This window comes from Pseudothioclava alba (assembly GCF_033100795.1).
Taxonomy (GTDB): Bacteria; Pseudomonadota; Alphaproteobacteria; order Rhodobacterales; family Rhodobacteraceae; genus Pseudothioclava.
The window spans coordinates 35,354-54,414 of the sequence record NZ_JAWLVI010000010.1 but is presented as its reverse complement, the minus strand read 5'-3'; the positions used below and the strand labels follow the sequence as shown (position 1 = coordinate 54,414).

Sequence of the window (19,061 nt, the reverse complement as noted above, 5' to 3'; positions counted from 1 at the left end):
ACAGTGAAGCTGACACTCACATCATCGCATAAGCTAGTGAGCCGATATACAGACATCCAGTTGTCGAAAACAACCAAACCGCCCGCATATCTCTTCAGATAAACCGTAATGTCAAAGAGCCAGAGGCAAAAATAAACCGGAAGCGCCTTAGTTAAAGCGCGTCCCGCTTGTTTTCCTCTTGTAACCGCCCCTCCGTTTCGCGTTAGCGTCGCTTCGGTGCGTCCCGCAACGGTGTGTGCCGTTTCGGTGAGGGGGTTTCTACGCATCCACGCTGGTGCCCGCAAGTGGATTTTTCGCAAAACCGTCACTTTTTTAATTCCGGCCCAAAAACAGCGAATAAAACATGGGCTTTTTATCAAAGCTTCGGATGAGCATAAGCGCCGTCTTGCCCCGACAAATAGAAAAGGGCGCCGGAATCACCGTGCGCCCTCTACCGATTCCATCGATTTCCGACTCGGATTTCAGGAAAACAGCCGCCCCCGCGACCGGATAATTGCCGGAGCCAGCATCACGACATAGGCCAGATCGACCAGCACAAGCAGCAGCCAGATGCGCGTGAACACCAGACCGATCCCGACCACGGTCGCCATCAGCAAAATCCCGACCATGCCACGCGGAACTTTCACCGCCTTGGGCGAGAAGGTCTTGAGCCGCGAAATCATCAGCAGCCCCACAAACCCAAGCCAAAGCGCGACCAAAGCCGGCACCAGCCGCATATCCAGAACGCCTGCAAGCGACAGGTATACCGGCAGCAGCCCCAACAGCGCCCCCGCGGGCGCAGGCACCCCGATGAAATGGCGGGCGGTTTCCTCGGACTCGCCGCGCATCACATTGAACCGCGCCAGACGCATACAGGTCGAAGCGGCGAAGATCAGAACGAAGATCCAGCCAAGGCTGTGGGTCTCACCCAATGCGTATTGGTAAACCAGAACGCCGGGCGCAACGCCGAAGCACAGGAAATCCGACAGCGAATCCAGCTCCGCGCCAAACTCCGAGGTCGCGTTGAGGCGTCGCGCGATCAGCCCGTCCAGCCCGTCGATCAGCGCCGAGAGCAGAATCAGCAGCGCCGCCGTCTCGAACCGCTCGTCCATCGCGAAACGGATCGAGGTCAGGCCAAGACACATCCCCGAAATCGTCACCAGATTCGGCAAGAGTTGCAGAAAGGGAAGCTGGTCTCGGTGCTGCGGATCGCGGGCCATCTGGAGAACTCCTTAGCGGATACCACCGACGCAGGCGGGCGCCTGGCCGGTCAGATCGGCGATTACGGTTTCACCCGCGATCATCGTCTGACCGATACAAACCTGCGGCTGCACGCCTTCGGGCAGGTAAATATCAAGCCGCGAACCGAAGCGGATCAGGCCGAAACGCTCGCCGGTTTGCAAGTGCTGCCCCTCTTTCGACCAGCACAGGATGCGCCGCGCGACCAGACCGGCGATTTGCACGGTGCCGTATTTGCGCCCGTCAGCCAGCTCAACGGCAATTCCATTGCGCTCGTTATCCTCCGACGCCTTATCAAGCGAGGCATTCAGGAATTTCCCCGGACGGTAGGCAACTTTGGTGATGCGCCCTTCGGCGGGCAGGCGGTTCACATGGCAGTTAAAGACCGACATGAACACCGACACGCGGGTCATCGGCGCGTCACCAAGCTCCAGCTCGGCGGGCGGCACGGCGGGTTCAAGCAGCGAGACCACGCCGTCAGCGGGCGAGACCATCAGCCCCGGACGCGTCGGCGTAACCCGCACCGGATCGCGGAAGAAATAATAGACCCAGATCGTCAGACCAGCGCCGATCCAGCCCAGAGGCTCCCACAGCAGGAACAACACCACCGTGATAGCCGCGGCAATCGCCACGAACTTGCGCCCCTCGGGGTGCATCGGCTTCACGAAAGTGGACATCATCGAGACGGACATAGGAACCCCATATTCTGTTATCTGACCGTCCTAGACGATGCGCGCGCGCATGGGAAGCGCGCGATTGATCGCGGTCCCGTCAGAGCGGACCGCCTCGTTCGCGCATGGCGCGCGCCAAAGCGGGATTGCCACGGGCCTCAAGCCCCTCCGCCGCGCCAAGCCGGTCTTCTGCCTCGCGGTTCTGCCCGATCTTCGATTTCGCCAAAACACGGGTGATCGTGATCTCCAGCCCGATAATCTGCCCTAGCATCTGCTCCATATAATCCGCAGGCGCATCGGCCATCCGCCAACCCTCCGCGCCATTGGTCTCTTGCTCGAACCGCTTGGTCAACCGCCCGACAACCGCGCGCAGGGACTTCTCATCGTCGAAAAAGCGCGCCGCGCCATAGACATGCGCCACCTCGTAATTCCACGTCGGCACATGGCGATGGTGATCCGCCTTGCCTGGATACCAGTTGGGCGAGATATACCCCTCGGCGCCCTGAAAAATCGCCAAAAGCTCGGCCCCCTGCGCGACCCGAGTGTGCAGCGGGTTGGCCCGCGCGATATGCCCGATCAGCCGCCCTGCCCCGTCACGCAGCAGCGGCAGATGGTTGGCCACCATCCCGCCTTCGGCCTGCGCAACCACGCAAGCCAGAGGGTGCGCGTCGATCAGTGCCTCGATCCGTGCGGGATCGGTCTCGGCAAAATGCTGTGGCAGATACATCGGCACCTCGGGCTTTTGATGCACAATATCGCCAAAATGAAAAAGGGCCACCCAAAGGCAGCCCTTTCCAAACTTGCAATTCCAGTGAAACTTAGCGCTTCGAGAACTGGAACGAACGGCGGGCTTTGGCCTTACCGTATTTCTTACGTTCGACAACGCGCGAGTCGCGGGTCAGGAAGCCAGCGGCTTTCAGAGCTGCGCGCAGCGAGGGATCGTAAAGTTGCAGAGCCTTCGAGATGCCGTGCTTGACTGCACCAGCCTGGCCCGAGAGGCCGCCGCCGGTGACGGTCGCGTAGACATCGAACTGGCCAGCAACGTTTGCCACGCCGAAGGGCTGGTTCACGATCAGCTGGAGAACGGGACGTGCGAAGTAGACGCCCATTTCCTTGCCGTTGACGGTGACTTTGCCCGAACCCGGCTTGACCCAAACGCGAGCGACAGCGTCTTTACGCTTGCCGGTTGCGTAGGCACGGCCTTGCGCGTCGCGCACGGCCTCACGGGTGGACGGTGCAGCAGCGGCCACGGCTTCGCCGGAAACGGCCGACTTCAGATCGTCGAGAGATTTGATATCGGACATGATTAGCTCCGGGTGTTCTTTTTGTTCAGGACTTTAACGTCGAGAACTTCGGGCTGTTGGGCTTCGTGCGGATGCTCGGCACCGGCGTAAACGCGCAGGTTCGACATCTGGGCACGGCCAAGGCGGTTGCGCGAGATCATGCGCTCGACAGCCTTGATGACAACGCGCTCGGGGTGAGCACCGTCCAGAATCTGGCGTGCGGTGCGCGACTTGATGCCGCCCGGGTGATTGGTGTGCCAGTAGTAGGTCTTGTCATCACGCTTCTTGCCGGTCATCTGGACCTTGTCAGCGTTGATGATGATGACGTTATCACCCATGTCCATGTGGGGGGTGAAGGTCGGCTTGTGCTTGCCACGCAGGCGCATGGCAACGATCGTTGCGAGGCGGCCCAGAACAACGCCTTCAGCGTCGATCAGGATCCACTTCTTTTCGATCTCCGCCGGTTTTGCGGTATAAGTTTTCATCTTAGATCGCCCTTGAAGGGTTATGGAATTCAGATTGCGGGCTTTTCACGGATTCTCAGGCGAAAAGCAAGCAGACAGATCATAATTTTACACTGTGAAATCAAGGTGTTACAAAATAGGTATTAAAATACCCCAAATCTCGTGCCACTTTTGACGCCCACATGCGGCCAATGCACATCATTCGGGTGGCGCAGCTGTGGGAAACTGCGATCATGGGCGGCAACACAACGGCTCTCAGAGGGCTTGAATGCAAGACACACTGCCTCTTTTGGCCTTTCTGTTCCCGCTGGCCTACAGCCCCGGCCCCGGCAATATGTTCTTTGCCGCCAACGGCGCGCGCTTTGGGTTGCGCGCGACCCTTCCGGCGAGCCTTGGCTATCATATCGGCACTTGGGTCGTCACTGCGGGCCTCGGATTTGGCGCGCTGTCAGCGCTGACCCAGACGCCGCGGCTGTTTCTGGCACTGAAACTTGCGGGAACCGTGTATGTCCTCTGGCTTGCGCGGCGCCTGTTCAACGCGGGCGGCACCGATGGCACGGCAGCACAGGCCAAGGCCCCCCGCGTCACGGATGGCGCGATGCTCCTGATCCTCAACCCCAAAGCCTATGTCATCATCGCGCTGATGTTCTCGCAGTTCCTTTCAGGGGCCGGCACGCCCGAGGTCTTGCGGATCACCACGATCTTCACGCTCAACAACTTGATCGCCTTTACGGTTTGGACCCTTCTGGGCGACCGGCTCGCGCTTCATTTCCGCGACGAGGTCCACGCGCGCGCCCTCAACCGCGGCTTCGGCGTGATTCTGGCGATTGTCGCGCTCTGGATGCTTTTCACCTAACGCGGCGGGATCGAGTAGGTCATCGAGGCGCGGGCAACAGGCTGTGCCTCGCCATCCGAATAGATCAGCACATCGCCCACCGCCAGAACGCGACCCAGCTTCAATATCCGCACATGGCCCAGCAAATCCCGCCCTGCCGCCGGTTTGCGCATAAAGTCGATCGAGGCATTCGTCGTCACCGCCAAAGCCACCGGCCCCAGCCGTTGCAGGATCGCCAGATACAGCCCCACATCCGCCAGCGCGAACATATTCGGCCCCGAGACCGTGCCCCCGGGCCGCAGGTGTCGTTCGGCGATTTTCATCCGCACGACCATCTCTTCGCCCGCTGCCTCGATGGCAAAGTCATTGGCGACCTGAGGGAAGGCTTCGGCCAGAAACCCCTCAAGTGACGCTACGTCCATTTTGAAATCCATCTTTCCCCTCGTCTCATCCCTCCCCTAGAGTTCCGGCAAACAGGAGGAGTTTCAATGACTGATCTGGTCGAACTGGAAAGACGTGGCGTCGTCGCGCATCTGACGCTGAATTCGCCCTCGAGCCTGAACGCGCTGTCGGATGCGATGCTGGCCGCGTTGAAGGCCCGTTTCACCGAGATTGCCACCAGCAGCGAGATCAAGGCGGTTGTCCTGAAGGGCGCGGGCAAGGTGTTTTGCGCGGGCCATGACCTGAAGGAAATGCAGGCAGGCCGCGAAAGCGATGACAAGGGGCGCGCCTATTTCGCCGATCTTTTCGCGCGCTGCTCCGAAGTGATGCTGATGATCCCCAAGTTGCCGCAGCCCGTCATCGCCGAGGTTCACGGCATTGCCACCGCTGCGGGCTGTCAGCTTGTCGCCTCTTGCGACATGGCAGTCGCGGCGGAGGGCACGCGCTTTGGCGTGAACGGGGTGAATATCGGGCTGTTTTGCTCAACCCCGATGGTCGCGCTGACCCGCAATGTCCCGCGCAAGGTCGCCTTTGAAATGCTGACCACGGGCGAGTTTATCGACTCCACCCGCGCGCGCGAAGTGGGGCTGGTGAACCGCGTCGTGCCGCATGACCAGCTTGACGCCGAAGTCTCGCGTCTGGCGGAAACCGTCGCCGCCAAGCTGTCGCTTGCGGTCAAGGTGGGTAAGCGCGCTTTCTACGAGCAAATCACAATGGACACCCGCGCGGCCTATGAACATGCCTCTGCGGTGATGGTTGAAAACATGCTCGCGCGCGACACCGCCGAGGGCGTGCAGGCCTTCATCGAAAAGCGCAAACCCGACTGGGCGGAGTAAATGCAGCGCGTCAGGGGGGCTACCCTCTGGCGCCCTACCCCAGAACGGCAAGCGAGGGGAAGTTTTCCAACAGCCAGAAGCTGAGCGCCGAGAACGCATTGGTCGCCAGAAGCAGGCCGACAATCACCAAGAGCGCGCCCATGCCCTTTTCGATCAGCCCCATGTGGCGCTTGATCCGGTTCATCACGCCCATCGCGCGCTGGATGAACAGCGCCGCCAGCAGGAACGGAATACCAAGGCCAAGCGCATAAATCGCCAAAAGCCCCGTGCCGCGTGCCAGATCGGCCCCTTGCGCTGCAATCGACAGGATCGCGCCCAACTGCGGGCCGATGCAGGGCGTCCAGCCAAAGGCAAAGGCCAGCCCCAGCACATAGGCGCCAAGCGACGAGCCGCCCCGGTCTCCGGCATCAAGGCGCGCCTCGCGGTCGAGGATCGGGATACGGTAGAGCCCCAGAAAATGCAGGCCCAACCCGATAATCACCACGCCCGCGATGCGGCCAAAGAGTTCCTGGTTCTGCAAGAAGAACTGGCCAAAGGCAGAGGCCGCAAAGCCAAGGAACAGGAACACCGTCGACAGGCCCATCACAAAGAACAGCGCAGGCACCAGCGCGGATCGCCGACCCTCGCGCAATTCGCCAAGGCTCACGCCCCCCATATAGGCCAGATAGGGAGGGACAATCGGCAGCACGCAAGGGCTGAGAAACGAAAGCAGCCCCGCCACAAGCGCCACAAGGGCCGCAGGCAGAAAGCTGGCGTCTATGAGGTCGATTCCGAACATGCGCTACCCTTAGCCCATCGCATTCGCGCCGTCACCTGCCACCGCTTCACATCCGCGTGGACAAATCGGCGCGGGGCGGATAGCCCGTTTTCATGGAGATCACCCAAGAGATAGACGCCATCGGCCTATTATGCCCCCTGCCCGTCTTGCGGTTGCGCAAGGTGCTTGAGGGGCTACCATCGGGCGCGGTGGTGCGGCTGATTGCGTCCGATGGCGCAAGCTGGATTGATGTCCCGCATTTCTGCGGCCAGACGGGGCACGAGCTGATCTCGGCCGAGGATACAGGCAAGACGAAAATCTACCTCGTCCGCCGCCGTTAAAGCCTGTCGCACGAAACGTGGCGCCGGTTTTCTGGCCCGCTGAACATGCGGCCTCATGGAGCCAGAGCCGTTCGCAAATATGACCGCGACACGCTTTCCCCAAAACTAAAAAGCCGGGCGCGAGGCCCGGCTTTTTGTTCTTAGCGCGACCACCAGCCCGAGCGTCGGGGCTTGGCCGGCTCTTCGGGGGTGGCGACTGCTTCGGCCATCGGCTCGGACGGAAGTTCGACCGGAGCCTCGGCAGGGGTTTCTACCGGAGCCTCAACAGGCGCTTCGGCAGGCGTTTCAACCGGCGTTTCAGCGGGAGCCTCGACCGGGGCTTCAACCGGCTCCTCCGCAGGCGCCTCGATCGGCGTTTCCGCAGGCTTCGGAGCTTCCTCGGACGCAGCCTCCTCGACTTTCTTACGCGAACGGGTTGCGCGCTTGCGCTTCGGCTTCTCCTCGACGGTCTCTTCCGCTGCCGGAGCCTCTTCGGTTACGGCCTCGGCGCTCACCTCTGCATCGACTTTCTTACGCGAACGGGGCGCCCGCTTGCGCTTCGGCTTCTCTTCGACGGTCGCTTCCGCAGCCGGAGCTTCCTCGACAATAGTCTCCGCGACCGGAGCGGCTTCACCCTCAGCCTCGGCCGGAGCCTCCTCGACGACCGGCTTCTTGCGCGAGCGGGTGCGTTTGCGCTTCGGCTTCTCGTCCGCAACCTCTTCCGCCGCCGGAGCCTCTCCCGAAGGCGCAACCTCGGAAGCATCATCCGCTTCGTCCTCGTCGCCATCCTCGTCCGAAGACTGATCGCTCACGCCATCCTCATCGGACTTCCGCTTGCGGCGACGCCGACGACGGCGCTTCTTCTTGGGCTGCTCATCGGCGGCAACCGCCTCTGCCTCGACCTCTTCGGCCTCGGCTTCGTCGATGTCGTCCTCTTCGACGACATCCTCATCGACCTCGGCCATCAGGCTTGCCGATGCCGAGACCACATCCAGATGCTCGACCTCGGGGACGACACGCGTCGCGGTCTTGAAACGCTCGATGGTGAAATCGGGCGAAACCAGCGCCGGATCAGCCTCGATCCGCACCGACAGACCATAGCGCGCCTCGATCGTCGCCACATGCTCGCGCTTGGCGTTCATCAGGTAGTTCGCCACCGCGACCGGCACTTTTACCAGAACCTCGCGGGCGCGTTTGCGCGTGCCCTCTTCCTCGATCGCGCGCAGAACCGTCAGCGCAAGGCTGTCGTCCGAGCGGATCAGGCCGGTGCCGTGGCAATGCGGGCAAGGCTGCGTGGTGCTTTCCAGCATCCCCGGACGCAGGCGCTGGCGCGACATTTCCAACAGGCCGAAGCCCGAAATCCGGCCAACCTGAATCCGCGCGCGGTCGGTTTTCAGCTTGTCTTTCAGGCGCTTCTCGACCGAGACGTTATTCTTGCGCTCTTCCATGTCGATGAAGTCGATCACGATCAGACCCGCAAGGTCACGCAGACGCAACTGGCGCGCCACTTCTTCGGCAGCCTCAAGGTTGGTCTTGAGCGCGGTCTCCTCGATCGAGCCTTCCTTGGTCGCCCGACCCGAGTTCACGTCGATCGCCACAAGCGCCTCGGTCACGCCGATCACGATATAGCCGCCCGATTTAAGCTGCACGACCGGATTGAACATCTGCCCCAGATAGCCCTCGACCTGGAAGCGCGAGAACAGCGGAAGCTGCTCGTTGTAATGCTTCACGTTCTTGGCGTGGGACGGCATGATCATCTTCATGAAGTCCTTGGCCGCGCGGTAGCCGCGATCGCCCTCGACCAGAACCTCGTCGATGTCTTTCGAGTAGAGGTCGCGGATCGAGCGCTTGATCAGATCGCCTTCCTCATAGATCGGCGCGGGCGCAACCGAATGCATGGTCAGCTCGCGGATCTGCTCCCACAGGCGCAGGAGGTATTCGTAGTCGCGCTTGATCTCGGTGCGGGTGCGCTGAGCGCCGGCGGTGCGGATAATCAGACCCGCGCCTTTGGGCACTTCGACCTCGGTCGCGATTTCTTTCAGCTTCTTGCGGTCAACCGCATTGGTGATCTTGCGCGAGATGCCACCGCCACGCGCGGTATTCGGCATCAGCACGCAATAGCGGCCAGCCAGCGACAGATAGGTCGTCAGCGCCGCACCCTTGTTGCCGCGCTCTTCCTTGACCACCTGCACCAGCATGATCTGGCGCACCTTGATGACTTCCTGGATCTTGTAGCGGCGCGGGCGCGGTTTGCGCGCGGGGCGGATTTCTTCCTCGACATCCTCATCCGCGACCGACTCGATGGATTCGTCCGTCGGGTGGGCGTGGTGATCGTGGTCGTGGTTGTCGTCGTCTTCAGAAGCGTCGCTGTCATCCCCGTCGTCTTCCGAAGCCTCTTCGGCCTCGACTTCTTCAGTTTCGGCCTCTGCGGGAGCCTCGACCACCTCCTCCGAAGCGACAGCCTCTTCGGCTACCGGCGCATCGCCTTCGACCGCGGCTTCGGCCGGAGCGCCCTCAACCACCTCGGCTGCGGGTGCATCGGTTTCTTCAGCGTCGACCAGTTCCATCCCCGGAATTTCGTCCGACTTGACCTCGGGATCGGCCGCAGCCTTTTCGGCCTTGGGGCCACCCCGGCGGCGGCGGCGCGAACGCGAGCTACGCTCTTCCTGCTCTTCCGCGGCCTCGGCATAGCGACGCTCTTCTTCCAGCAGCGCCTCGCGGTCAGCGACGGGGATCTGGTAATAATCCGGGTGAATTTCGGCAAACGCCAGGAACCCGTGGCGGTTGCCACCGTAATCGACAAAAGCCGCCTGGAGCGAAGGCTCCACACGCGTCACTTTTGCCAGATAGATATTTCCTGCGAGTTGCCGTTTGTTGATGGTCTCGAAATCAAATTCTTCGACCTTGTTGCCGTCCACCACGACAACGCGGGTTTCTTCCGCGTGCGTGGCATCGATAAGCATCTTCTTTGCCATTGATCCTGTTTCCCCATGCGGACAGCCGCCTGCACCTTGGGGGTGCGGCGCTGCGGGCATGGTGTATCGTTGAGGCGGACGCCTGCAGATGCGTGATCGGGGCCAGAGCCATCGGCCCGCCCATCGTCATCATCGCCACTGCACTTCGCGTCATCGCGTTACTTTCCTAAGCCCCTGCGCCAATTGGCATTCGGGGCCGAATGAGCGCCCCGCTTTTTAAAGCATGGGCAAGACTTACGGTCTTACGACCAATCGGTTGATCCTGAGGGGGACATGCGTTTCAGAGGTCCCTCGCCCGGAAATCAGCGAATTTCGGTGGGCCAGCGTCGCAAATTCGGCGCGCAAAGCCAACTAAAGGCGACAATAGCGGCAAGCCCTGCCCGAATACAATCGGTTTTTCATCGCCAAATGGTTAACGCCCCTGCCCATCACAGATAGTCGGAACGGCTTAGCCCGTATTTCGCCATCTTCTCGTTCAGCGTCCGGCGCGGCAGGCACAGCTCATCCATCACTGCCGCGATCGAGCCTTTGTGGCGGCGCATCGTGTTGTCGATCAGCATTTTTTCGAAGTTTTCGACGTATTCTTTCAGGGGTTTGCCTTCGGTTGTCATTGCGGTCGGCCCCGGCCCTTCGTCATCGGCCATCAGCAAAGACGCAATCGAGCCGGTCCCGCGCCGCGCCTGCAACACCGCGCGCTCGGCCACATTAATCAACTGGCGCACGTTACCGGGCCAAGGTGCCTGCAACAATTGCGCGGCTTCTTGCGCGCTGATCTCGGGGACATCGCAGCCGTATTCATCGGCGAATTGCTCGGCCATGCGGGTAAACAGCGTCAGCACATCCTCGCCGCGCGTGCGCAGGGGCGGCAAGGTGATCTTGAGCGCTGCCAGCCGGTAGTACAGATCGGGGCGCAGCGCATCTTCGACGGTGCGGCCTTCGCCATGGGTGTTGCAGATCGCGACAATGCGGGTTTCAGCGGGCATCCCCTGATCGTTGATGAACTGCAACAACCGCGCCTGCAACGCCGGGCTCAGCGCCTCGACATCCTCAAGGCAAAGTGTTCCGCCGCGCGCCTCTTCGACCATCGGCAGCGTGGCGCCCTCACCTGTCGGTCCGAACAGCTTTTCCGCCAACATCTCTTCGGCAAAGGCCGCGCAGGCCAGCACCACGAACTTGCGCCCCGCGCGCGGTCCCGTTGCGTGCAGCGCGTGCGCCACCAGCGTCTTACCCGAGCCGGTCTCGCCGTCGATCAGCACATGCCCGTCGGCCTGACTCAGATCGAGAATATCCTCGCGCAGGCGCTCCATCGGCTCGGAGGTGCCAATGAGCTTGCCCATCACCTGCTCGCCCTCGGCCAGATCGCGGCGCAGCGCGCGATTGTCCAGCGTCGTGCGGCGCGCCTGCGTCGCGCGCTTGGCCAGCTCGGTCATCCGGTCGGGATCGAAGGGCTTTTCCATAAAGTCCATCGCGCCCAAACGCATCGCCTCGACCGCCATCGGCACATCGCCGTGGCCGGTAATCATGATAACAGGCAGGCCGGAATCAAGGCTCATCAGGCGTTTCAGAAACGCCATCCCGTCCATCCCCGGCATCCGAATATCCGAGATCACCACCCCCGGCCAATCCTGCCCGATCACCTTGAGCGCATCCTCGGCGGTCGGGAAGGTCTCGGCATCAAAGCCCGACAGCGCAAGCCACTGACTGACCGACTGGCGCATATCCTCTTCGTCATCGACGATTGCCACCTTGATTACGCGCGACATGGGTTCACTCCGCTGCTTTGATTCCACCCTTGGGCGGCGTCTGTAATTCATCCGACAGAAGCGGCAGTTGCAGCTCGAACACCGCGCCCCCCGCTTCCGAGTTATGGGCCGTCAACCGACCGCCAAGATCCACCGCGATCGAGGACGAAATCGCCAGCCCCAGCCCCGTGCCCTCGCCCGGCTTTTTCGTCGTCCAGAACGGCTCGAACAGCTTTTCCAGATCGCTGATGCCGGGGCCATTATCGCGCAGCGTCAGCACCGCAGTTTCCCCCGCCGTCAGCAAAATCTCTATCTGCGGATCAGAGACCGCTTTGGTCGCATCCAGCGCGTTGCGCAACAGGTTGATAATCACTTGTTCGAGACGGATACGGTCCGCCTGCACCATCACCGGCGCGCGCGGCAGCGTGCGCGTGATCCCGACCGTGCGGCGTTTCAGCTGCGGCTCCATCATCGCCAGCGCCGACGACAGCGCCGCACGCATATCGACGGGTTCAAACGCCTCGCCCCCCTTGCGGGCATAGGATTTAAGCTGCCGCGTGATTGCGCCCATCCGCTCGATCAGATCATCAATCCGCTGGAAGGACGACAGCGCCTCTTCGGGCCGGTCGCGCTGCAACAACAGCCGCGCGCCTGCCAGATAGGTTTTCATCGCCGCAAGAGGCTGGTTCAATTCATGGCTGACGGCGGCCGACATTTCCCCCAGAACCGCCAGCTTCGAGCTTTGCACGATTGTCTGTTCGGCGACAGCAAGGTCTTTTTGCACCCGCTCGCGTTCGGCAATCTCGCGCGAGAGCCGCGCGTTCAGCGCCCGAAGCTCCGCCGATTCCGCGCGATAGGCCGCCGATTGCACCCGCGCGCGCCGCGAGAGCCAGTAAAAGGTGAAGGCCAGCAGAATCGCAAAGCCCATGATCTCAAGCGCCAGCACCGCATTCACCCGCTCGCGCACCGAGGCGTAAGAGGTAAACGCAATCAGCCGCCAACCGCGGAAGGGAATGCGCGACTCGGTGCGCATCACCGCCTGCCCTTTCAGATAGGCGTCCGGCGCATCATTTGCCCAATCCGCCGTCGCCTGAAGCGCACGCTCAATCGCCGAGGGCACCGAGCGCGCCTGCAACGCCTCTTCCAGCGTCAGCCCGCGCCATTTCGGCTCGGTCGTCAGGATCACGCGGCCTTCGCTGTCGGTCACGGCAACGGCTTCGGAAATCCCCGCCCATGAGCGTTCGAACTTCGACAGTTCCGCCTCGACAACAATCACCCCCGCCGCCTTGCCGCTCAGCGTCAGCGCACGGGAATAGTTGAACTGCGTCCCGCCGGACTCGATCTTGGCGGCGGTAAACACGGTCTCGCGCGAGCGCAGCGCCTCGACGAAAAACTGCGCATTCGTGTGATGGGTGCCGATCAGATTGCGGTTCGTCGCCGCCACCACGCGCCCCGAGACATCCAAAAGCCGGATCGAGGCCGCCGCAATCTCGTCGCGCGCCGAGATCAACCGCGCCGAGGTGCGCGAGAAATCACCCGTATCCAGCGCGGTCGTCAGTTCAGGGTCGCGCGCCAGAAGCAGCGGCACCACCGAGGTGCGCTGCAATTCCGAGATAATATTGCCCGAATAAAGCGCAAGCCGTAGTTCGGCGCGCACCCGCGTGGTTTCGGTAAAGCGGTCGGTCAGCCAGTAATTCGTGCCCCAGATCGCCGCCAGCGCAAAGACGATAATCGCCAGGATCGCCGCGCGCACACCCCACCACGAGCGGCGCGTCTTGGCGCCCCCCGCAGGGTCAAAAAGTTCGGTGTCGTAATCACGCTCTGGCATGGCGGAAGTCTAGGTCAGCCAATGCCTTCCAACAAGCGAAAGCAATCAGGCGTCAGCGCCCATTCCGGCCAACGCGCGGAAAAGCGCCGCCCCGTCAGTGCCGCCCTGAGCGCCTTCAACGGCGCGCTCGGGGTGCGGCATCATGCCGATAACGCGGCGATTCTCGCTCAGCACACCGGCGATGTCGGCGGTCGATCCGTTCGGGTTGCCGACATAGCGATAGGCCACGCGATCCTCGCCCTCAAGGCGGGCAAGCCCTTCGGCGTCGATCACATAGTTCCCGTCGTGGTGCGCGATCGGATAGACCACCTCGTCGCCAAGGCCATAGCCGCTGGTAAACACGCTATCGGTGGTGGCGACCTTCAGTTTCTGCGGACGGCAAACGAATTTCAGCGAGGCATTGCGCATCAGCGCGCCCGGCAACAGCCCCATCTCGGTCAGCACCTGAAAGCCGTTGCAAATGCCGATCACATAGCCGCCCTTCTTGGCGAAATCGACAACCGCCTGCCCGACGGGCGAGCGGGACGCAATCGCGCCGCAACGCAGGTAATCGCCAAAGGAAAACCCGCCCGGAACGCCGATCACATCAACGCCCGCAGGAATTTCCGTATCCTTGTGCCAGACCCGAACGACCTCGGCACCGGCTTTTTCAAAGCCCATAGCAAGGTCACGGTCGCAGTTCGAACCGGGGAAAGTGATGACGGCGGCCTTCATGGCGAAACTCCTGCCTTCGAGGTGGCGCTGGTATCTGATGGGCAGCGGCAGGGCCGCCACCCGTCTGGCTCAGGCGATTTCGATCGTGTATTTCTCGATCACGGTGTTGGCGAGCAGCTTTTCGCACATCTCGACAACTTCCTTCTCGGCTGCGGCGGCATCGGTCGCAGCCAGATCAAGCTCGATCACCTTGCCTTGACGCACGCCTTCGACCCCGGAGAAACCCAGATGGCCAAGCGCGTGACGCACGGCCTCGCCTTGCGGGTCCAGAACCCCATCCTTCAGCATAACATGAACGCGGGCTTTCATCGCATTCGGTCCTTTCAGTTGATCAGGGTCGGTTTCGACGTGCCGGTGTTCTCGGGCATCAGCCCAAGGCGGCGCGCGACTTCGGTATAGGCGTCGGTCAGGTTGCCCAGATCGCGACGGAACACGTCTTTATCGAGCTTCTGACCGGTTTTCACATCCCACAGGCGGCAGCTGTCGGGAGAAATCTCGTCGGCCACGATCAGGCGCATGAAATCGCCGTCCCAGACGCGACCGATCTCGATCTTGAAGTCGATCAGCTTGATGCCGACGCCGAAGAAAATGCCGCTGAGGAAATCGTTCACGCGCAGCGCAAGAGCGACAATATCATCAAGGTCTTGCTGGTTGGCCCAACCGAAGGCGATGATATATTCCTCGGGGACCAGCGGGTCGCCGAGTTCATCGTTCTTGTAGCTGTATTCCACGATCGGACGCGGAAGGGGGGTGCCCTCTTCGAGGCCCAGACGCTTGGCGATCGAGCCTGCGGCGAAATTGCGCACGATCACTTCAAGCGGCACGATCTCGACCTGACGGATCAGCTGCTCGCGCATATTCAGGCGGCGGATAAAGTGGTTCGGCACGCCGACATTGGTCAGCCCTTGCATGAAGAACTCGGACAGGCGGTTGTTCAGCACGCCCTTGCCCTCGATCGTCGCCTTCTTCTGCGCGTTGAAGGCGGTCGCATCGTCCTTGAAATACTGCACAAGGGTCCCCGGTTCCGGGCCTTCATACAGGATCTTCGCTTTGCCTTCGTAGAGTTTCTTGCGACGCGGTGCCATGGCATCTCCGTTTCGGAATGCAAAGCCCCGGCCTTTGGGGTTCCGGGGCGGTTCCGGCCCGCGCAAACCGCGGACCTCTTTTGCTGCCCCTATAGGCCAAGGCAACCCGCGCCGCAAGGCTAAGCCACGCCTGCGCGCGCGTTAATTTGCGCGGTTTCGGTCGATTTGCGCGCAAAGCACTCTTGCCCCCGCCCCTGCGCACGGGCATATGGAAGGAAAGAGGAACTTTAAGGGGGGCCCGCCCATGACCACCTTCGACGATCGCGAACACGCTTTCGAAAACAAATTCGCCCACGATGCCGAACTGCGCTTCAAGGCCGAAGCCCGCCGCAACAAACTGGTCGGCCAGTGGGCCGCAGAGCTGCTCGGCAAATCGGGCGATGCAGCCGAGGCATATGTAAAAGAGGTTGTCGCGGCCGATTTCAAAGAAGCCGGTGACGAGGATGTCATCGCGAAACTGGCCGCCGATCTGGACGGCAAGGCCGATGACGTGGCGATCCGCGCCAAGATGGCCGAATGCCTGGCAGAGGCCAAGCGTCAGGTCGTCGAGGGCTAAACGCTCGTCTCTCAACGTCTGGACAAACCGCCCGCGCGACCTGCGTCGGGCGGTTTTTCGTTGCGCGGGGCATCCTTCTCCTCGCCCGCCTGAACCGTTTTCATCAAGATCATGAAGAGAAGGAATTTGCCAAAACCGCGCGCGCGTGGCACACCGCGCGAAAGGCTCGGATTCTGGCGGGCCTCTCAAGCTATATAAAGGCATTGCACATGACCGACGCCCTGAGCCGCCTTCTGGAAACCCGCGACTGGCTTCTGGCCGATGGCGCGACCGGCACCAACCTGTTCAATATGGGGCTGTCGTCGGGCGACGCGCCCGAGCTGTGGAACGTGGACCAGCCGCAGAACATCAAGAAGCTTTATTCGATGGCGGTGAACGCCGGGTCGGACCTCTTTCTGACCAACAGCTTCGGCGGCAATGCCTCGCGCCTCAAACTGCACAATTCGCAATCGCGCGTGCGCGAACTGAACCGCGCCGCTGCTGAAATCGGGCGTGAAGTTGCCGATACCGCAGGCCGTCCGGTCGTGGTGGCAGGGTCCGTCGGACCGACGGGCGAGATTTTCGCCCCGATGGGCACGATGACGCATGAAATCGCGGTCGAGATGTTCCACGAACAGGCCGAAGGCCTGAAAGAAGGCGGCGCGGATGTGCTTTGGGTCGAGACGATCTCGGCCCCCGAAGAGTTCAAGGCCGCCGCCGAGGCCGCGCGTCTGGCCAATATGCCGTGGTGCGGCACGATGAGCTTTGACACCGCAGGGCGCACGATGATGGGCGTCACCTCGGCGCAACTGGCTGCACTGGTCGAGAAATTCCCGAACCCGCCGCTGGCCTTCGGCGCCAATTGCGGCGTGGGGGCATCGGACCTGATGCGCACGATCATGGGCTTTGTGGCATCAGGCACCGAGCGCCCGATCATCGCCAAGGGCAACGCGGGCATCCCGCGCTATGTCGATGGTCATATCCATTACGATGGCACCCCCGATCTGATGGCCGATTACGCCTGCCTTGCGCGCGACGCGGGCGCGACGATCATCGGCGGCTGCTGCGGCACCATGCCCGAGCATCTGGCCGCCATGCGTCAGGCGCTTGAGAATCGTCCGCGTGGCGAGCGTCCCTCGCTGGAGGAAATCGCCGCAAAACTTGGCGGGTTCTCCTCGGACAGCGACGGCACGGGCGACGACAGCACCACGCCAGAGCGTTCGCGCGGGCGTCGTCGGCGCAGCTAAGATCAGATTCCGGCGACACGCGCCGCTTTCAAATCCGCGCGTGTCGTAATTCGCCAAACATCGGGGCCGTTTTCTTTCCAAATGGGAACAGAATGACCCGCCATGGAGACACCTGATATGTCCGACGAACAAGATATCGTCCTCTCGGAGCTTAACGACGAGGAACTGGTCCAGCAGATGATGGATGACCTCTATGACGGTCTCAAAGAAGAGATCGAAGAGGCGGTTGAGATCCTGCTTGAGCGCGGCTGGACGCCCTACGACATCCTGACCAAAGCACTGGTCGCTGGCATGACCATCGTCGGCGCCGACTTCCGCGACGGCATCCTGTTCGTGCCGGAAGTGCTGCTGGCTGCCAACGCGATGAAGGGCGGCATGGCCATCCTCAAGCCGCTGCTGGCCGAAACCGGCGCGCCGCGCATGGGCAAGATGGTTATCGGCACCGTTAAGGGCGACATCCACGACATCGGCAAAAACCTTGTCGCGATGATGATGGAAGGCGCTGGTTTCGAGGTCGTCGATCTGGGCATCAACAACGCTGTGGAAGCCTATCTCGAAGCGCTCGACAACGAGCAGCCCGACATCCTCGGCATGTCGGCTCTGCTGACCACCACCATGCCCTACATGAAAACCGTCATCGACACTCTGGTCGAGATGGGCCGTCGCGACGACTATATCGTTCTCGTGGGCGGCGCCCCGCTGAACGAAGAGTTCGGCCGCGCCATCGGTGCTGACGGCTACTGCCGTGACGCTGCTGTTGCTGTGGAAACCGCCAAGCAGATGCTGGCCCGCAAGCACAACCAGCTCAGCGCCTGAGCCATCAAAAAGTGATCGCAAAAGACCCCGTCGCAAACCGCGGGGTCTTTTCTTTTTCCCGAAGACACCCAAATATCATGGGGTTGGAGGGACTCACCATGCCGCTTCCTGGTTTTCTTGCCGTTCTTGCGATTGTCCTGCTGGCTGGCGCTGGCACCGTCTGGATCATCGCGTGCAGCGGGGTATCGCCCGTGCTGATCGGCACGCTGGCGCTTTTGGGGGCAGGCTTTATCCGCATGATGGGCCGCGTTGAATGAGTGAACTTCCGTCTGACCGCGCACTCACCGAGGAGGGGCTGGCCGCTTCGGGCGAGGGCCGGATTTTGCTGATCGCCTGCGGCGCGCTTGCGCGCGAGATTCTGGCGCTCAAGCAGATGAACGGCTGGGACCATATGGACCTGACCTGCCTGCCCGCGAACCTGCATCTTTACCCCGAGAAAATCACCGCCGAGGTCGCCCGTTCTGTCTCCGTAGCGCGCGCGAACTACGCGCAGATTTTCGTGGTCTATGCCGATTGCGGCACGGGCGGGCTCTTGCAGGAAAAGTGCAAGGAACTGGGCGTCGAGATGGTCGCAGGGCCGCATTGCTATTCGTTTTTTGAAGGAAACGACGCTTTCGCCGCCAAGGCGGGGGATGAAATCGACTGCTTTTATCTGACCGATTTTCTGGTGCGCCAGTTTGACGCCTTTGTCTGGCGCCCGATGGGGTTTGACCGCCACCCCGACCTGATCCCGATGATGTTCGGCAATTACCGCAAGCTGATCTATCAGGCGCAAACCGACGATCCGGCGCTGGACAAAAAGGGGCAGGATGCTGCCGCCCGCCTTGGTCTGGAGTATGAGCGCCGCTTTACCGGCTACGGCGATCTGGCAACGACGCTGGCTTCGGTCGCGAAAGCGAAATAATCAGATCCGACGGTCGTTCGCGCGCGCAATCTGCACCGATTCGCCCTTATTCGGCATCAGCTCCAGATAAAGATTGTCGGGCAAAAGCAGCCAGTTGTGCCCCTGATCGGTCGCCTTTGCGCCATGCGCCAGTGCGGCCTCGATCGCGGCCTCCATATCGGCGCAGACCAGCCCGAGATGGGCAAAACGCCCTTCCGGACCCGCGAATCCCTCTTTGCGGATGAACTGGATACCGCCCAGAAGCCAGACCTGATCGGGGTTATCCGCGGCGCCTTTGACCTGCGTCACCGTCATGCCGAACACCTTGTCGAAAAAGGCGATATGCGGCGCAATATCGCCCACATAGATCGCGACATGTTCAAGATAGGCTTGGGTGGTGCTCATGGAATG

23 protein-coding genes are annotated in these 19,061 nt (G+C 61.7%); 8 read left to right on the top strand and 15 right to left on the bottom strand.

The window, feature by feature from the left end:
• The 6 genes from RYZ20_RS15170 to rplM form a co-directional block, all read right to left on the bottom strand.
• Positions 1-266, bottom strand: a 266-nt coding sequence (locus RYZ20_RS15170; RefSeq protein ID WP_317674961.1) for a hypothetical protein, incomplete at its 3' end; no start/stop codon positions are given.
• Positions 267-461: 195 nt separating this feature from the next.
• Positions 462-1,199 carry a CDP-diacylglycerol--serine O-phosphatidyltransferase gene (pssA, locus tag RYZ20_RS15165; RefSeq protein WP_317674959.1) on the bottom strand — a complete coding sequence of 246 codons (738 nt, stop codon included), beginning with the start codon at positions 1,197-1,199 and terminating at the stop codon, positions 462-464.
• Between the two features lie 12 nt (positions 1,200-1,211).
• Positions 1,212-1,910, bottom strand: a complete 699-nt coding sequence (locus RYZ20_RS15160; RefSeq protein WP_317674957.1) for a phosphatidylserine decarboxylase — start codon at positions 1,908-1,910, stop codon at positions 1,212-1,214.
• Between the two features lie 79 nt (positions 1,911-1,989).
• Positions 1,990-2,667 (bottom strand): FMN-binding negative transcriptional regulator, encoded by a 678-nt coding sequence (locus tag RYZ20_RS15155; protein WP_317674955.1) that lies wholly within the window; start codon positions 2,665-2,667, stop codon positions 1,990-1,992.
• A gap of 40 nt (positions 2,668-2,707) precedes the next feature.
• A complete protein-coding gene (gene rpsI, locus RYZ20_RS15150) occupies positions 2,708-3,193 on the bottom strand; it encodes a 30S ribosomal protein S9 (RefSeq protein ID WP_317674953.1) in 486 nt (161 codons plus the stop codon).
• Between the two features lie 2 nt (positions 3,194-3,195).
• Positions 3,196-3,657 carry a 50S ribosomal protein L13 gene (rplM, locus tag RYZ20_RS15145; RefSeq protein WP_317674952.1) on the bottom strand — a complete coding sequence of 154 codons (462 nt, stop codon included), beginning with the start codon at positions 3,655-3,657 and terminating at the stop codon, positions 3,196-3,198.
• A gap of 247 nt (positions 3,658-3,904) precedes the next feature.
• On the opposite strand from rplM, the gene RYZ20_RS15140 reads away from it, so the two are divergent.
• The gene (locus RYZ20_RS15140; protein WP_317674951.1) at positions 3,905-4,492 is read left to right on the top strand and encodes a LysE family translocator; all 588 of its coding nucleotides are present in this window, start codon (positions 3,905-3,907) and stop codon (positions 4,490-4,492) included.
• On the opposite strand, the gene RYZ20_RS15135 is transcribed toward RYZ20_RS15140, so the two are convergent.
• Positions 4,489-4,905, bottom strand: a complete 417-nt coding sequence (locus RYZ20_RS15135) for a PaaI family thioesterase (RefSeq protein WP_317674949.1) — start codon at positions 4,903-4,905, stop codon at positions 4,489-4,491. The two genes, RYZ20_RS15140 and RYZ20_RS15135, sit on opposite strands and share 4 nt — an antisense overlap.
• A gap of 54 nt (positions 4,906-4,959) precedes the next feature.
• Here RYZ20_RS15135 and RYZ20_RS15130 point away from each other — a divergent pair, with 54 nt between their 5' ends.
• Positions 4,960-5,748, top strand: coding sequence for an enoyl-CoA hydratase (locus RYZ20_RS15130; protein ID WP_317674947.1), 789 nt, complete (start codon positions 4,960-4,962; stop codon positions 5,746-5,748).
• A gap of 34 nt (positions 5,749-5,782) precedes the next feature.
• Here RYZ20_RS15130 and RYZ20_RS15125 read toward each other — a convergent pair whose 3' ends face one another.
• Positions 5,783-6,526, bottom strand: a complete 744-nt coding sequence (locus RYZ20_RS15125; RefSeq protein WP_317674945.1) for a cytochrome c biogenesis CcdA family protein — start codon at positions 6,524-6,526, stop codon at positions 5,783-5,785.
• Between the two features lie 92 nt (positions 6,527-6,618).
• Between RYZ20_RS15125 and RYZ20_RS15120 the strand changes: the two genes are divergently transcribed.
• Positions 6,619-6,846 carry a sulfurtransferase TusA family protein gene (locus tag RYZ20_RS15120; RefSeq protein ID WP_317674943.1) on the top strand — a complete coding sequence of 76 codons (228 nt, stop codon included), beginning with the start codon at positions 6,619-6,621 and terminating at the stop codon, positions 6,844-6,846.
• Between the two features lie 140 nt (positions 6,847-6,986).
• Here the strand turns inward: RYZ20_RS15120 and RYZ20_RS15115 are convergent, their stop codons facing one another.
• The 6 genes from RYZ20_RS15115 to purC all read right to left on the bottom strand — a co-directional run bounded on the left by RYZ20_RS15115 (position 6,987) and on the right by purC (position 15,169).
• Entirely contained in the window at positions 6,987-9,800 is a 2,814-nt protein-coding gene (locus RYZ20_RS15115; protein WP_317674941.1) for an Rne/Rng family ribonuclease, read from the bottom strand.
• A gap of 428 nt (positions 9,801-10,228) precedes the next feature.
• A complete protein-coding gene (locus RYZ20_RS15110; RefSeq protein WP_317674939.1) occupies positions 10,229-11,563 on the bottom strand; it encodes a sigma-54-dependent transcriptional regulator in 1,335 nt (444 codons plus the stop codon).
• A gap of 4 nt (positions 11,564-11,567) precedes the next feature.
• Positions 11,568-13,370, bottom strand: a complete 1,803-nt coding sequence (locus RYZ20_RS15105; protein WP_317674937.1) for a sensor histidine kinase — start codon at positions 13,368-13,370, stop codon at positions 11,568-11,570.
• 45 nt (positions 13,371-13,415) lie between these two features.
• Complete coding sequence (gene purQ / locus RYZ20_RS15100; protein WP_317674935.1) at positions 13,416-14,084, bottom strand: phosphoribosylformylglycinamidine synthase subunit PurQ; 669 nt, start codon at positions 14,082-14,084, stop codon at positions 13,416-13,418.
• A gap of 69 nt (positions 14,085-14,153) precedes the next feature.
• Positions 14,154-14,393 carry a phosphoribosylformylglycinamidine synthase subunit PurS gene (purS, locus tag RYZ20_RS15095; protein ID WP_317674933.1) on the bottom strand — a complete coding sequence of 80 codons (240 nt, stop codon included), beginning with the start codon at positions 14,391-14,393 and terminating at the stop codon, positions 14,154-14,156.
• 14 nt (positions 14,394-14,407) lie between these two features.
• Positions 14,408-15,169 (bottom strand): phosphoribosylaminoimidazolesuccinocarboxamide synthase, encoded by a 762-nt coding sequence (purC, locus tag RYZ20_RS15090; RefSeq protein WP_317674931.1) that lies wholly within the window; start codon positions 15,167-15,169, stop codon positions 14,408-14,410.
• A gap of 244 nt (positions 15,170-15,413) precedes the next feature.
• Here purC and RYZ20_RS15085 point away from each other — a divergent pair, with 244 nt between their 5' ends.
• The 5 genes from RYZ20_RS15085 (at position 15,414) to RYZ20_RS15065 (ending at position 18,671) form a co-directional block, all read left to right on the top strand.
• Complete coding sequence (locus RYZ20_RS15085; RefSeq protein ID WP_317674929.1) at positions 15,414-15,725, top strand: DUF1476 domain-containing protein; 312 nt, start codon at positions 15,414-15,416, stop codon at positions 15,723-15,725.
• A 209-nt stretch (positions 15,726-15,934) separates the two neighbouring features.
• A complete protein-coding gene (gene bmt, locus RYZ20_RS15080; protein WP_317674927.1) occupies positions 15,935-16,951 on the top strand; it encodes a betaine--homocysteine S-methyltransferase in 1,017 nt (338 codons plus the stop codon).
• A 117-nt stretch (positions 16,952-17,068) separates the two neighbouring features.
• On the top strand, positions 17,069-17,767 hold the full coding sequence (locus RYZ20_RS15075) for a corrinoid protein (RefSeq protein ID WP_317674925.1): 699 nt from the start codon (positions 17,069-17,071) through the stop codon (positions 17,765-17,767).
• A 98-nt stretch (positions 17,768-17,865) separates the two neighbouring features.
• Complete coding sequence (locus RYZ20_RS15070; protein ID WP_317674923.1) at positions 17,866-18,024, top strand: hypothetical protein; 159 nt, start codon at positions 17,866-17,868, stop codon at positions 18,022-18,024.
• Positions 18,021-18,671, top strand: a complete 651-nt coding sequence (locus tag RYZ20_RS15065; RefSeq protein WP_317674921.1) for a DUF1638 domain-containing protein — start codon at positions 18,021-18,023, stop codon at positions 18,669-18,671. The genes RYZ20_RS15070 and RYZ20_RS15065 overlap by 4 nt, the downstream gene beginning before the upstream one ends.
• On the opposite strand, the gene RYZ20_RS15060 is transcribed toward RYZ20_RS15065, so the two are convergent.
• A complete protein-coding gene (locus RYZ20_RS15060; protein WP_317674919.1) occupies positions 18,672-19,055 on the bottom strand; it encodes a VOC family protein in 384 nt (127 codons plus the stop codon).
• Between the last annotated feature and the right edge of the window lie 6 nt (positions 19,056-19,061).